This is a genomic window from Modestobacter sp. SYSU DS0657 (assembly GCF_054050925.1).
The window spans coordinates 87,287-101,271 of sequence record NZ_JBJHAG010000004.1 but is presented as its reverse complement, the minus strand read 5'-3'; the positions used below and the strand labels follow the sequence as shown (position 1 = coordinate 101,271).

Below are 13,985 nucleotides of genomic sequence, written 5' to 3'. Positions count from 1 at the left end.
TCGCAAGGACGCCGCACGCGGACGGAGGCGGCAGCCCGCCGCGGGGCGACGTCGTTGGCACGACGGTACACCGCGGGACCTGTGCACCCGCTCGTCGCGACCCCGGCCCCGCTGCAGGGGGCAAGCCGCCGGCGTGCCCGCGTCGGGGGCAGCGGGGTCCTCCTGCTAGGAGGAGTAGACCTCGGGCTTGAGCGTGCCGATGTAGGGCAGGTCGCGGTAGCGCTCGGCGTAGTCGAGCCCGTAGCCGACGACGAACTCGTTGGGGATGTCGAACCCGATGTACTTCACCGGGACGTCGACCTTCACCGCGTCGGGCTTGCGCAGCAGGGTGCACACCTCGAGGCTCGCCGGCCGCCGACCGCCCAGGTTCTTCAGCAGCCAGGACAGGGTGAGCCCGGAGTCGATGATGTCCTCCAGCACCAGCACGTGCCGGTCGCTGATGTCCCGGTCCAGGTCCTTGAGGATGCGCACCACACCCGAGGAGCTGGTGGCGCTGCCGTAGGACGAGACGGCCATGAACTCCATCTGGGTGGGCAGCCGCAGCGCCCGGGCGAAGTCGGACATGAACATCACCGCGCCCTTGAGCACCCCGACCAGGAGCACCTCCCGGCCGGCGTAGTCCGCGGCGATCGTCGCGGCCAGCTCCTCGATCTTGTCCTGGATCTGCTGCTCGGACAGGAGCACGTGGTCGATGTCGGGGCCGTAGCCGTGGTCGGGGCCCAACTGCCCGGTGCCCTGCGCTCCGGGGGTGGTCGGCTCGCTCACGGTCAGGGCTCCTCTGAGAGTTCGGCTGTGCGGGGGGTGGCGGTGCCGTGCCGGGCGGTGGGGTGCCCGGCGCCGGACCGCAGCACCAGCCTGCCAGACGAGCGCAGCACCCCCGCGCCACCGGGTAGGTCCACCCGGCCCTGACCGCGCCAGCGGGTGAGCAGGGCGTCGACCGCGCGCAGGTGGACCGCCTGCAGATCGGGGACTCCGGCGGACCGCAGCCAGCCGCGCAGCACCCGCCGGCGGAGCGCGTCGGGCAGCTCGGCCACCGGCCCGGCCGGCAGCCCGCCGTCCACGAGCAGCGCGGCGAGCCGGGCGGCGGCGAGCTCGTCGAGGGCCTCCAGGTCCTCCCGCAGGAGCCCGGCGGTGCGCGCCAGCGCCGGGGCGACCCCACCGCCGAGCACCTCCTCCAGCAGCGGCAGCACCTCGGTCCGCAGCCGCACCCGGGTGTAGGCCGGATCGGTGTTCCACGGGTCGTCCCACACCGGCAGGCCCTGGTCGGCGCAGGCCTGCCGGGCGGTGGCCCGCCGGACGTCCAGGAACGGCCGCCACCAGGGGACGCCGTCCGCGACCCGCTCGGCGACCATGCCGGCCACCGAGCGCGGGCCCGACCCGCGGCCCAGCCCGAGCAGCACCGTCTCGGCCTGGTCGTCGAGGGTGTGGCCCAGCGCGACCCGGGCCCCGTGCTCGCCGGCCACCCGGGCGAGGGCGGCGTAGCGGCCGGCCCGGGCGGCGGCCTCCGGGCCACCGTCGTCCCCCACCTCGGCGCGCACGCTCAGCACCGGGTCGAGGCCGAGCCCGCGCAGCAGGTGCGCGGTGGCGTCGGCGCGGGCGGCCGAGCCGGGCTGCAGCCCGTGGTCGACGGTCACGCCACCGACCCGGACGCCGGCGTCGCGCGCCTCGAAGGCCAGCGCCGAGGCCAGCGCGACCGAGTCCGCTCCCCCGCTGCAGGCGACCAGCACCGGCCGGTCCGAGCGGCGGAGGCCGGCGCGGACGGCGTGCCGGACGACCGCGACCGCCGGGGGCGGCCCGGCCACCTCAGGCGGGAACGGCCGGGCGGCTGCCCAGCACGCGCTCCACCCAGCGGGCGGGGTCGGTGAGCTCCTCGACCAGCGGCAGGTTCTGCGGGCCGGCCCACACCTGGTTGAACCCGTCCATCCCGGCCAGCTCGACCACACCGGCCACGAAGACCCGGCCGTCGGCGTACTGCTGCATCTTCTGCTCCAGCCCGAGCAGCCGGCGCAGCACCCGGTCGATGGGCCCCCGGCCCTTGCGGCGCTGGGCGAACCGCTTGCGCAGCGTGCGCACGGAGGGGACGACGTCCGGTCCGACGCCGTCCATCACGAACTCGGCGTGCCCCTCGACCAGGCTCATCACCGCGGTCACCCGGTCGAGCACCGCCCGCTGCTCCGGGCCGCGGACCAGCGCCATCAGTCCCTGCGGGGCGCCGTCGTCGGTGCCGCCGCGGACCGCGTCGCCGAGGCTGCGCAGCAGGTCGGTGAGCCGCTCGCGCAGCACGTCGGGCGTGAGGTCGGTGGCCGAGGCGAAGGCCTGCACCTGCTCCTCGAGGTAGGGGCGCAGCCACGGGACGGCGGTGAACTGCAGCTGGTGGGTGACCTCGTGCAGGCAGACCCACAGCCGGAAGTCGGTCGGGTCGACGCCCAGGCGCCGCTCGGTCTCGACGATGTTGGGCGCGACCAGCAGCAGCCGGCCGCCGGTGCCGAACACCTCGTACTGGCCGAGCACCCGCGTGCAGAGGAACGCCAGCACCCCGCCGGCCTGGACGCCGGTGGCGCGGGACCCGATCGCGGTGGCCAGCGGCCCGGGCGGGGTGCTGCCCTGGGCGGCGCGCAGCCCCTCCGTCAGCGGGTCGAGAAGCGCGGCCATGCCGACGGTGTTCGCGTCGACCCAGCCGGGCCGGTCGACGACGGCGACCACCGGCTCGGGCCCGCCGGGCACCGGGTGCAGGCCGGTCAGCCCCTCGACGTGCGCGACGGCGGTCGCGGCGGCGCGGTGCAGCTCGGCGACGACGTCGGCGGCCTCCTCCCGGGAGGTCTCCGGACCCGAGGAGGTGAGGCGGCGGGCGGTGCGGCCGGCGAGGTCCCAGTCGACGAGGGACGAGGAGCGGCTCATGCGGTCAACGTACGCCTGAAGGACCCCCTGCTCCCCACCACTCGCAAGCTCGCGGCGGGACCCGGCAGGGGGCCTAACGGCAGCCGCAGGCGGCCAGGGCGGTGGCGACCTCGTCCAGGGCCGCCTCGGCGGCGACCAGCCCGCCCGTCGCCCCGTCGGCGAGCACGGCGAAGGCCAGCAGCCGGCCGTCGTCGGTGAGCACCGTCCCGGCCAGGTCGTGCACGCCGTTGAGCGTGCCGGTCTTGGCCCGAACGGCCCCGGCCTGACCGGCGCCGACACCGGGGCGTTCGGCCAGGGTGCCGTCGTACCCGGCCACCGGGAGACCGCTGAGCACGCCGCCGGTGCCGGGGATGCTGCCGTCGGCGACGCTGCGCAGCAGGTCGGTGAGCAGCCGGGCGGGCACCAGGTCGGCACTGGAGAGGCCGCTGCCGTCGCTGAGCACGACACCCGTGGTGTCCAGGCCCGCGTCGGCGACCGCGTCGACGACCGCCTGCGCGGCCCCGGCGAAGTCGGCCGGGAGGCCCCGGGCGATCGCCACGTGCCGGGCCAGCGACTCGGCCAGCAGGTTGTCCGACTCGGTGAGCGCCTGCTCCACCAGCCGCACCACCGGAGCGGACTCGACGCTGCCGAGGGTGCGGGCGCCGGCCGGGGCATCCCCCAGCGCGACCGGGGCCTCCGGAACGCCCAGCGCCGCGGCCAGTGCCCGGCCGGCGTCGGTGCCGGGGGCGCCGCTGCGCATCGGGCCGTCGGGGTCGACCCGGGCGCCGTCGACGGCGGTCGCGGTGACCGGCGCCGCGTACGTGGACGGCGCGTCACCGGCTCCCCAGCCGGGGGCGGTGAGCGGACTGCTGAACAGCGAGTTGTCGACCACCACCCGGGTGACCGGGGCGTCGCCCAGGGTCTGCTGCACCTCGGCGGCCAGCTCGGCGACGGTGGCCGCGCCCGGGTAGTTCTGCGACGGCTCGGTGGTCGACAGGGTGGGGTCACCGCCGCCCACCAGCACGACCTCCCCGGGCGTGGCGCCGGCGACGACGGTCGTGGTCAGGGTGTCGACCGGGTCGAGGGTGGTGAGTGCGGCCAGCGCGGTGAGCAGCTTGGCGGTGGAGGCGGGGGTGCCCGGGTCGGTGCCGTCCAGGTCGAACAGGACGCCGCCGGTCGCGACGTCGACCACCTGCGCGGAGAGGCCGCTGCCCAGCGCCGGGTCGGCCAGCAGCGGCGTGAGCACGCCGCTGAGCACGGCGGGGTCGGGCAGCGGTGCGCTGCCGGACAGCTCGGTGAGCACCGGCGAGGGGTCGGTGAGCACCGGGAGGACGGCGTCGGGCACCTGCTCGGCGCCCTCGGCCAGCTCACCCCCACCGCGGTTCCCGGTGACCTGGAGGGCCACCACCACGGCCACCGCGGCGACGACCAGGACCAGCAGCGCGGCCAGCAGCGCCCTGCGCCGGCGGCGAGCGCCGGTCCGGCGGCCGCGACGGGTGGGCGGTGCGGCAGCCGTTGCGCCGGCGGGGGCGGACTCCGGGGCGGCCCTCGGCGCGGGAGCGGGGCGCGGGGCGGGTGTCGGGCGGGGTCCGGGAGTGGGCCGGGCGCCGGTGGCCGGCTGCCCGGGCAGGGCCGCCAGCGGGGTGGCGCCCGGCGCGGCGGGACCGGGGGCCGGCCGCGGGCCGGCTGCTCGTCGCTCGGCATCGGCGCGCACTGCCTCGGCCCGCGCCGCCTCGACGCGTGCGTCCTCGGCCCGTTGCTCGTCGGCGCGGGCGGCAGCCTGCTCGGCAGCTCGGCGGCGGTCGGCCTCCGCCTGCTCGGCAGCGAGCCGGTCGACCTGCGCCTGCTCAGCAGCCCGGCGGGCGTCCTCGCGCTCCGCCGTCCGGCGGGCCTCCGCCTCGTCGGCGGCGCGGGCGGCCGCCTCCTGCTCCGCGGCGCGCCGGGCGGCCGCCTCGGCGAGCACCGCCTGCTCCACCTCGGCCCGCTCGGCGGCCATCCGGTCGGCCTCCGCCTGCAGCGCGGCGGCGCGCTCGACCTCGGCCTGCTCGAACGCCGCCTGCTCGGCAGCGGCCTTCTCTTCGGCGGCCTGCTCGGCCGCCGCTTTCTCCGCGGCCCAGCGGCGCACCTCGGCGAGGTCCGCGGCGGCCTTGGCGGCGGCAGCGGCCTCCTCGTCCTCCGCGCTGGGCTGCGCGGCCTCCTCGGCGGCGGCCTGCTCCGCGGCGGCGCGCTCGGCGATCCAGCGCTTGACCTCGGCGAGATCGGCCGCGGCCTGCGCGGCGGCCGCCCGTCGCGCCTCCGCCTCCTCGGCGGCCTCGGCGGCCAGCTGGTCGGCGGCGACGCGTTCCGCGGCGGCGGCCTCGACCGCCTGCTGGGCGGTGGCCGCCTGCTCGGCGATGGTGGGCTCTGGTGCGACGTCCGCCGGCGGCTCGTCGGTGCCCGGTTCCTCGGTGCCCGGTTCCTCGGTGCCCGGTTCGTCGGTGCCCGGTTCGTCGGTGCCCGGTTCCTCGGTGCCCGGTTCGTCGGTGCCCGAGGGGGGCGTGTCCGGGACGGCTGCTACTGCCTCGGCGTCCGCACGGGGCTCGTCGACCTCCGCCGGCGACGCCGCCGCGGCGTCGTCCGGAACCGTCGCGGGGGCTGTTCCGCCCGAGGGCTCCGACCCCTGCGGGGCCGCTCCGTCACCCGCCTCCGACGGCTGGTCCGACGGCTCGTCCTGCGGACTCGACGAGATCTCCCCCACCCCCCGGAGTGACCTCCGCCCACACGGCGGACGCTCGTGCGCCACACTATCGGCGTGCAGTTCGACGTGACGGTAGAAATCCCCAAGGGCCAGCGGAACAAGTACGAGCTGGACCACGCCACCGGACGCATCCGCCTGGACCGGATGCTGTTCACCTCGACGCGGTACCCGGCGGACTACGGGTACATCGAGGAGACCCTCGGATTGGACGGTGACCCGCTCGACGCGCTCGTCCTGCTGGAGGAGCCGACCTTCCCCGGGTGCCTCATCACCTGCCGGGCGATCGGCATGTTCCGGATGACCGACGAGGCGGGTGGCGACGACAAGGTCCTCACCGTGCCCGCGACCGACCCGCGGGTGGCCCACCTGCAGGACATCGGCGACGTCTCGGAGTTCGACCGGCTGGAGATCCAGCACTTCTTCGAGACCTACAAGGACCTCGAGCCGGGCAAGTCGGTCGAGGGCGCCGAGTGGGTCGGCCGCGCCGAGGCCGAGGCCGAGATCGAGGCCTCCCGGAAGCGGGCCCTCGAGGCCGGCGGCCACTGACCCCTGTCCACCCCCTGACGCCGGCTCCGGCCGGATCGCCGAGCACGCACGTCGACGGCGGCGCACCCACCCGGGTGCGCCGCCGTCGACGTCTGGTCGTGAGTTCCGCGTGACCGCGTCACGGCGCGGGAGCGGCGTCGGGCGCAACCGGGGCCCGACCGAGGGGAACAGAGAGCCGCCTGTCGGAATCGAACCGACGACCTTCTCATTACGAGTGAGATGCTCTACCGACTGAGCTAAGGCGGCGGGCGTGCGTCGCAGAGCTTACGGCACCGGCGAGCCGGTGCTGCGCAGCCCCCGGTGGTTCACGCCGGCAGCCGCAGCGCCACGGTCAGCGCCTCCACCGCGATCTGCGGCTTGACGTTCTGCTCCAACGCCGTGCGGGCGGCCAGCACCGCGTCGATGCGCCGCAGCGCACCGTCGGCGCCGATCCGCCGGGCGAGCTCCACCGCGTCCGCGCGCCGATCCGGGTGCGCCAGCGGCACACCCGGACCGGCCGCTCCCCCGGCCGAGCTGATCACCAACGCGTCCCGGTAGAGGGCGGCGAGGTCGACCAGTGCGCGGTCCAGCGAGTCACGGCCGAGCCGGGTGGCCCGGGACTTCTGCCGCTTCTCCAGCTCCTTGAGCTGACCCGCGCCCCGGCTGGCCGCGGCCACCCCCGGCCCACGGGCGCCCACGCCGAGGCTCGCCTTGACCGCGTCGGTCTCCACCGCGTCGACCTCGGCGGTGGTCCGGTCGGACTCGTCCTTGGCGGCAGCCACCAGGTCGTCGGCGGCGTTCAGACAGGCGGCCAGCGAGACCAGCGACAGCGGGATGTCCAGGACCGACTTGCGCGCCAGCCGGGCCGACTCGTCCTGGGCCAGGTGCCGGGCCCGGCCGACGTGCCCGCCGGCGGCCGCCGCCGCCCAGGCGGCCAGCGCCGGGTCGATGCCGTCGCGCCGGGTGAGCACCTCGGCGACCGCGTCGATCCGAGGGGTGCGCAGCGCGACCACCCGGCAGCGCGACCGGATGGTCACCGGCACGTCGTCGGGGTGCAGCGAGGGCGCGCACAGCAGGAAGACCGTGCGCGGCGGCGGCTCCTCGAGCATCTTCAGCACCGTGTTGGACGCCTGCTCGGTCATCCGGTCGGCGTCCTCGACGACGACCACCTGCCACCGGCCCCCGGACGGCGCGCGCCCGGCGGTGCGGACGATCTGCCGCACCTCGGCGACACCGATGGACAGGCCCTCGGGCACCACCCGGTGGACGTCGGCGTGACTGCCGGCCAGCACCGTCCGGCACTCGTGGCAGGTGCCGTCACCGCCGGCGGGGCACTGGAGGGCGGCGGCGAACGCGCGGGCGGCCACCGAGCGCCCCGAGCCGGGCGGGCCGGTGAACAGCCAGGCGTGCGTCATCGCCGTCGGCGTGGCGACGGCGGCCTGCAGCTCGGCGACGACCGCGGGCTGACCGACGACGTCGGCCCACACCCCGGTAGCGCTCACGTGGTCACCTTTCCCCATTCAGTGTCGGCCCCGCTGCAGGGGCCCGCGCCGAGCGTGCGAGGCGTGGGGGCAGCGGGGTCCTTCAAGGGTGCAACTGGGGGGTGGCGCCGGTCTGCACGCCGTGCTCGCTCCCCCGGCGACCCCGCGGCGTCGGCAGCTTGACCGGCTGCTGGAGCGGCAGCCCTTCCAGGAGCACGCTGATCCGCCGGCGGATCGCGGCGGCCAGCTCGTCGGGCGACTGCCGGGCGTCGAGCACCAGGTAGCGGTCCGGCTCGGCCTCGGCCAGGGCGAGAAAGGTCTGGCGGACCCGCTGGTGGAAGTCCAGCGACTCCGACTCCATCCGGTCGGCGGCGGCCCGCCCGCGGGCACGGGCGAGGCCGACCTCCGGGGGCAGGTCCAGCAGCACCGTGAGGTCCGGCTGCAGGCCCTGGGTGGCCCAGCGGGAGATCGAGCGGACGTCGTCCATCGGGATGGTGCGGCCCGCACCCTGGTAGGCCAGCGAGCTGTCGACGAACCGGTCGGTGATGACGACCTCGCCGGCGTCGAGCGCGGGCCGGAGGACGTCGTTGACGTGCTGCGCCCGGTCGGCGGCGTAGAGCAGCGCCTCCGCGCGCGGGGAGAGCCCGGAGCTGGCCGGGTCGAGCAGGATCGACCGGATCCGCCCGCCGGACGGCGTGCCCCCCGGCTCGATCGTCGTCCGGGCTCCCAGCCCTTCCTCGGTCAGCCACTCGTGGAGCCGGCGGACCTGGGTCGACTTGCCGGCACCCTCCCCGCCCTCGAAGGCGATGAGCACCCCACCCCCGGCCAGCCGGCGGCGGGCCGTGGTGTCCCGGCGCAGCGCGGTGACCACGTCGGCGATCAGCGGCACCGGGCGGCCGTCGTCCATCTGGCGGTAGGCGATCACGCCCACACCGACGGCGAGCAGGCCCGCGACGAACAGCATCAGCCGCTCACCGGTGATCGTCAGCGCCACCGGGCCCAGGTCGACGGTGTGCCGGGCGATCAGCCCGACGCCGAACGGTGCGACGGCCAGCGACAGGATGAGCGACGCGCGGACCAAGGACTGCACCAGCGCGAACGTGCGCCCGCGGAGCTCGTCCTCGACCTCGGTGCCCAGCAGGGTGAAGCCGGCGAGGTAGGCGATGCCGGCGAAGAAGCCCATCAGCAGGACCAGGCCCAGCGCGAGCCACAGCGTGAAGGTCCAGGCCAGCAGACCGACCGCAGCACCGGCGCCGACGATCGCGACGCCGAAGAGCCGCTCCCGGGACAGGTCCCGGGCGACGCTGGGGCCCACCGCGATGCCCGCACCCAGACCGACGAAGACGGCACCGAACAGCAGCGCGTAGGCGGCCGCTCCACCGCCCATCGAGACCACGAACGCCTGCGCGGTCGCGATGACCACACCGGCGGCGACGAAGGCCCCGGTGATGCCGACGACCAGGCCGCGGACCAGCGGGGTGTGCCCGGCGAAGGAGAACCCCTTCACCAGCGACCTCAGGAAGCCGTCGCCGGTGACCTTGGTGCCCTCGGCCCGGCGGCCGCTGATCGAGGGCAGGTTCCAGATGACGATCGCGGCGACCAGGAAGGTCAGCGCGTTGAGGTAGAGGGCCAGGTCGGCCTCGTCGAGACCGGGGACGACCTCGCGGAGCCCGCCGGCGGCGGTGAGCACCGCGAAGACCCCGGCGGCCAGCACCGGGGTGAGGCCGTAGGTGGTGACCAGCGACAGCTGGTTGGCCGCCTCCAGCTGGTCCTTCCGGACCATGTTGGGGACCGCGGCGTCCTTGGCCGGGATCCAGAACAGGCTGATCGCCTCGATCAGGAACTGGGCGATGAACAGCCACAGCAGGTCTCCGACGATCGGGATGGAGGCGAAGAGCCCGAAGCGCAGGATGTCGGAGACGACCATCGTCTTGCGCCGGTCGAACCGGTCGGCGAAGGCGCCGGCAAGGGGGCCGAGCACGATCGCCGGGAGCAGCCGGAAGAGCAGCACGCCACCCAGGGCGAAGTTGGCCGCGTACCCGTCGACCAGCGAGTACGCGGTGAAGGTGATCGCCAGCAGCCCCAGCCAGTCGCCGAAGCTGGACAGCGCGGTGGACAACCACAGCTTGCGGAAGTCCCGCACCCGCAGGACGGCGCGGATCCGGGCGCCGATGCCGACGCCGCCGTCGATCCCGTCGCCGTCCCCGGCCGGCTCGTCGCTCCCCGTGGCCCCCTGGGCGGTGTCCCTGCCGGGCTCGGCTCCGGAGGCCTCGTGCTCGGCCCGCCAGGGACGCTCGGGCAGCCCGGCCAGCGGCACCCCGGCGCCGTCGGGCGTCGGCGTGCCGGCCCCGGCGAGACCGTCGGCGGGAACGGCGCCCGGCTCGTCGGCGTCCGGGGCACTGTCGACCACCCCACCGGACCCGGCCCCGGGTACGGCTGCGGGACCGGCACCCGGCCGGTTGTCTGCTGACGGCCCGTGCGAGGACGGCCCGTCCGGGTCGGAGCTGATCGGGACCCCCGGGGGTGAGAGGAACGGGTGGCGGTCGCGCCACGGGCGGCGGGGTCACCGTACCGGTCGACGACGACGCCACGGCCCGGCTTCGGACCCGGACAGTGGGTTCCAGCCCCTCAGCGCGGGGTCAGCCGGTGCGCCCGGGTGGTGTACGGGAGCTTGAGGACGGCGCGGCCGCGCGTGTCGGGGTGCTCGGCGAGCAGCTCCCGCACCCGGCCGAGGAACACCGCGCGGCGCGGTGCGTCCATGGTGGCCACGTAGCTGCGGGTGCCGATCCCCGCCACCACCTGCTCAGCGGTGACCTCCTGGACGATGCCGGAGTCGGCGATCGCGACGTCGGCGGGGAGCTCTGCGGCGAACCGGGCCACGACCGTCTGGTCGGCCTCGTGGTCGCGCGCCTCGTCGGCCAGCAGCTCGCCAAGGGCGCGCACCCAGGGCACCCGCGCGTCCCGGGTGTTCCAGACCAGCCCGACGACGCCGCCCGGACGCAGCACCCGGCGGAGTTCGGCGGCCGCAGGAGCGACGTCGAACCAGTGCGCGGCCTGCCCGGCCACGACCGCGTCGACGTCACCGTCGGGCAGCGGGATCGCCTCCGCCCCGCCGACGGCGGCCTCGACCCGCGGCAACCGGGCGCGCAGCTGGTCGAGCATGCCCGGCGTCGGGTCGACGGCGACGACCTCGTGCCCGGCCGCGAGCAGCACGTCGGTGAGCAGCCCGGTGCCGGCACCCAGGTCGAGCACCCGCAACGGCCGGGGCCCGAGCAGGAAGGCGACCGCGTCGGCCGGGTAGGAGGGGCGCAGCGCGGCGTACGCGGCGGCGACCGCGCCGAACGACGTCCGGCGCTGGTCCCACCCCTCCACCGCGCTGCCCTGCCTCAGCTGTTCGCGGGAACCGGCTCGGCGACGTCGGCGGCTGCCGGCGCGGCCTTCTTCGTCGTCTTCTTCGCGGTCGCCTTCTTCGCGGTGGCCTTCTTCGCCGGCGCCTTCTTGGCTGCCGTCTTCTTCGCCGTCTTCTTCTTCACCGGCGCCCGCTCGCGGCGGTCGGCGAGCAGCTCGGCGGCCCGCTCCAGGGTGATCGTCTCGACGTCGTCACCCTTGCGCAGGCTGGCGTTGACCTCGCCGTCGGTGACGTAGGGCCCGAAGCGGCCCTCCCGCACGGTGACCTGCCCCTGGCTGACCGGGTCCGGGCCCAGCTCCTTGAGCGGGGCCTTCGCCGCCGCCCGGCCGCGCTGCTTGGGCTGGGCGAAGATCGCCAGCGCCTCGTCGAGGGTGATGGTGAAGAGCGCGTCCTCGCTCTCCAGCGAGCGGGAGTCGGTGCCCTTCTTGAGGTAGGGCCCGTAACGGCCGTTGAGCGCCTGGATCTCCTGGCCGTCGGCGTCCGTGCCGACCGTCCGCGGCAGGGTCAGCAGCTGCAGCGCCTGCTCCAGGGTCACCGTCTCCGGCGTCATCGACTTGAACAGGCTCGCGGTGCGCGGCTGCTCCTTGCTGCCCTCGGGCACCAGGGTGGTGACGTAGGGCCCGTAGCGGCCGGCCTTCACCGCCACCGGGAAGCCCGACTCCGGGTCGGTGCCCAGCTCACGGTCCGAGCTGGGGGCGTCGAGCAGCTCGGCGACCTTCTCGCTGGTCAGCTCGTCGGGGGCGATGTCCTCCGGGATGCTCACCCGGGCGCCGTCCTCGCCACCGGCCTGCAGGTACGGCCCGTACCGGCCGACCCGCACGACCACCGGGTCGCCGTTGGGTGCCACCGCGCGCAGCGGGATGGAGTTGACGCCGCGGGCGTCGATCTCCTCCAGCCGCTGCCCGATGACCTGCTTGAGGCCGCCGGACCGGGCGATCGCCCCGGCGTGCCGGCCCTCTCCGCCGAAGTAGAACTCGGTGAGCCAGTCGACCCGGCCCAGGTCGCCCTGGGCGATCTCGTCCAGCTCGTTCTCCAGCGAGGCGGTGAAGTCGTAGTCGACCAGCTGGGAGAAGTGCTGCTCGAGCAGGTTGACCACCGCGAAGGCGATGAAGGAGGGCACCAGCGCGGAGCCCTTCTTCCACACGTACCCGCGGTCCTGGATCGTCTGCATGATCGACGCGTAGGTCGAGGGCCGGCCGATGCCCAGCTCCTCCAGTCGGGCCACCAGGCTGGGCTCGGTGTACCGGGCCGGCGGCGAGGTGGTGTGGCCCTTGGGGTCCAGCGCCGTGGTGTCCAGCTGCTGCCCGCGCTCCACGCGGGGCAGCCGGCGCTCGGCGTCGTCGCTGCCGTGGTCGTCGTCGCCCCCGGCCGCCGCTCCCTCGTCACGGGACTCGACGTAGGCGCGCATGAAGCCCGGGAACGTGATCGTGCGCCCCGACGCGGTGAACTCGACGGCCTCGTCGGTGGTGGAGCGGCCGGCCAGCCGGATGCTCACCGTCTGCCCGACGGCGTCGGCCATCTGCGAGGCGACCGTGCGCTGCCAGATCAGCTCGTAGAGCCGGAACTCGTCCCGGCCCAGCTGCCCGGCGAGCTGGCCCGGGGTGCGGAAGGAGTCACCGGCGGGGCGGATCGCCTCGTGCGCCTCCTGGGCACCCTTGGCCTTGCCCTTGTAGCGGCGGGCCTCGGCGGGGACGAACGCGTCGCCGTACAGCTCCCGCGCCTGCCGGCGGGCGGCGTTGATCGCCTCGTCGGACAGGTTGGTCGAGTCGGTCCGCATGTAGGTGATGTGGCCGTTCTCGTAGAGCCGCTGGGCGACCCGCATGACCTGCGCGGACGACCAGCCCAGCTTCCGGCCGGCCTCCATCTGCAGCGTCGAGGTGGTGAATGGCGCGTAGGGGCGACGACGGTAGGGCTTCTCGTCGACCCGGCTGACGGCGACCTGGCGGCCCTCGAGCCGCGCGGCCAGGCCACGCGCACCGGCCTCGTCCAGGTGCACCACGTCGCCGGTGACCCGGCCGGTGGCGGCGTCGAAGTCGCGCCCGGTGGCGACCCGGCTGTCGTCGACGCTGACCAGCCGCGCCCGCAGCGTGGTCGGCTCCCCCTCGTCCGCGCCGGCGGCGCGGGGCACCGCGAAGGTGCCCTCCAGCGACCAGTAGTCGGCGGAGGTGAAGGCCATCCGCTCCCGCTCGCGCTCGACCACGATGCGGGTGGCGACCGACTGCACGCGGCCGGCCGAGAGCTTGGGCAGCACCTTCTTCCACAGCACCGGGGAGACCTCGTAGCCGTAGAGCCGGTCGAGGATCCGGCGGGTCTCCTGCGCGTCGACCAGCGCGGTGTCCAGCTCACGGGGGTTGGCCACCGCCCGGGCGATCGCCTCCGGGGTGATCTCGTGGAAGACCATCCGGCGCACCGGGACCGACGGCTTGAGGGTGTCGATCAGGTGCCAGGCGATCGCCTCGCCCTCGCGGTCCTCATCGGTGGCGAGGTAGATCTCGCTGGCCTCCTTGACCAGCTGCTTCAGGCGGGTGACCTGCTGCTTGCGGTCGGGGCTGACCACGTAGAGCGGCTCGAAGCCGTGGTCGACGTCGACGCCGAGGCGCGCCCAGGACTCACCCTTGTGCGCCGCCGGCACGTCGGCGGCGTTGCGCGGCAGGTCACGGATGTGCCCGACGCTGGCCTCCACGACGTAGTCACTGCCCAGGTACCCGGCGATCTTGTTCGCCTTGGTGGGCGACTCCACGATGACCAGCGGCCGGGACCCGGCGGCGGCGGCGCGCTTGCGCGGCGCACGGGCACCGGTGCTGGTGGCGGACTTCGTGGTCTTGGAGGGCGGCACGGGACTCCTGTCAGGGTGCTGGTGCAGGCGCCGGGCTCCGCCCGGCGCACACGGGGCAGGCGGAGCTGCACCCGTTCGGCAGGCGCCACGGTAGGCCACCGCCCGGACACCAGGCCGGGC

Annotated in this window: 10 protein-coding genes and 1 tRNA gene; 2 read left to right on the top strand and 9 right to left on the bottom strand. The window is 75.5% G+C overall.

What is annotated here, in order from left to right:
* Nucleotides 1-165: 165 nt before the first annotated feature.
* The 4 genes from hpt to dacB all read right to left on the bottom strand — a co-directional run bounded on the left by hpt (nt 166) and on the right by dacB (nt 4,873).
* Complete coding sequence (gene hpt, locus ACI79A_RS04540) at nt 166-765, bottom strand: hypoxanthine phosphoribosyltransferase (RefSeq protein ID WP_457080372.1); 600 nt, start codon at nt 763-765, stop codon at nt 166-168.
* 2 nt (nt 766-767) lie between these two features.
* Complete coding sequence (gene tilS, locus ACI79A_RS04535) at nt 768-1,802, bottom strand: tRNA lysidine(34) synthetase TilS (protein WP_457080370.1); 1,035 nt, start codon at nt 1,800-1,802, stop codon at nt 768-770.
* Nucleotide 1,803: 1 nt separating this feature from the next.
* Nucleotides 1,804-2,898 (bottom strand): zinc-dependent metalloprotease, encoded by a 1,095-nt coding sequence (locus ACI79A_RS04530; RefSeq protein ID WP_457080368.1) that lies wholly within the window; start codon nt 2,896-2,898, stop codon nt 1,804-1,806.
* 73 nt (nt 2,899-2,971) lie between these two features.
* Nucleotides 2,972-4,873, bottom strand: coding sequence for a D-alanyl-D-alanine carboxypeptidase/D-alanyl-D-alanine endopeptidase (gene dacB, locus ACI79A_RS04525; protein WP_457080552.1), 1,902 nt, complete (start codon nt 4,871-4,873; stop codon nt 2,972-2,974).
* Here dacB and ACI79A_RS04520 point away from each other — a divergent pair.
* Both ACI79A_RS04520 and ACI79A_RS04515 read left to right on the top strand, forming a co-directional pair.
* A complete protein-coding gene (locus tag ACI79A_RS04520) occupies nt 4,802-5,626 on the top strand; it encodes a pentapeptide repeat-containing protein (RefSeq protein ID WP_457080550.1) in 825 nt (274 codons plus the stop codon). The genes dacB and ACI79A_RS04520 overlap by 72 nt on opposite strands.
* 42 nt (nt 5,627-5,668) lie before the next feature.
* A complete protein-coding gene (locus ACI79A_RS04515) occupies nt 5,669-6,160 on the top strand; it encodes an inorganic diphosphatase (protein ID WP_457080366.1) in 492 nt (163 codons plus the stop codon).
* A 173-nt stretch (nt 6,161-6,333) separates the two neighbouring features.
* Here the strand turns inward: ACI79A_RS04515 and ACI79A_RS04510 are convergent.
* The 5 genes from ACI79A_RS04510 to topA form a co-directional block, all read right to left on the bottom strand.
* Nucleotides 6,334-6,406: transfer RNA gene (locus tag ACI79A_RS04510), tRNA-Thr, on the bottom strand.
* Between the two features lie 59 nt (nt 6,407-6,465).
* A complete protein-coding gene (locus ACI79A_RS04505; protein ID WP_457080364.1) occupies nt 6,466-7,641 on the bottom strand; it encodes a DNA polymerase III subunit delta' in 1,176 nt (391 codons plus the stop codon).
* An 82-nt stretch (nt 7,642-7,723) separates the two neighbouring features.
* The gene (gene tmk, locus ACI79A_RS04500) at nt 7,724-10,030 is read right to left on the bottom strand and encodes a dTMP kinase (RefSeq protein ID WP_457080362.1); all 2,307 of its coding nucleotides are present in this window, start codon (nt 10,028-10,030) and stop codon (nt 7,724-7,726) included.
* Between the two features lie 218 nt (nt 10,031-10,248).
* Nucleotides 10,249-10,992, bottom strand: coding sequence for a methyltransferase domain-containing protein (locus ACI79A_RS04495; RefSeq protein WP_457080360.1), 744 nt, complete (start codon nt 10,990-10,992; stop codon nt 10,249-10,251).
* Between the two features lie 14 nt (nt 10,993-11,006).
* Nucleotides 11,007-13,865: a type I DNA topoisomerase gene (gene topA / locus ACI79A_RS04490; protein ID WP_457080358.1), complete on the bottom strand. Its 2,859-nt coding sequence runs from the start codon at nt 13,863-13,865 to the stop codon at nt 11,007-11,009.
* Nucleotides 13,866-13,985 lie beyond the last annotated feature (120 nt).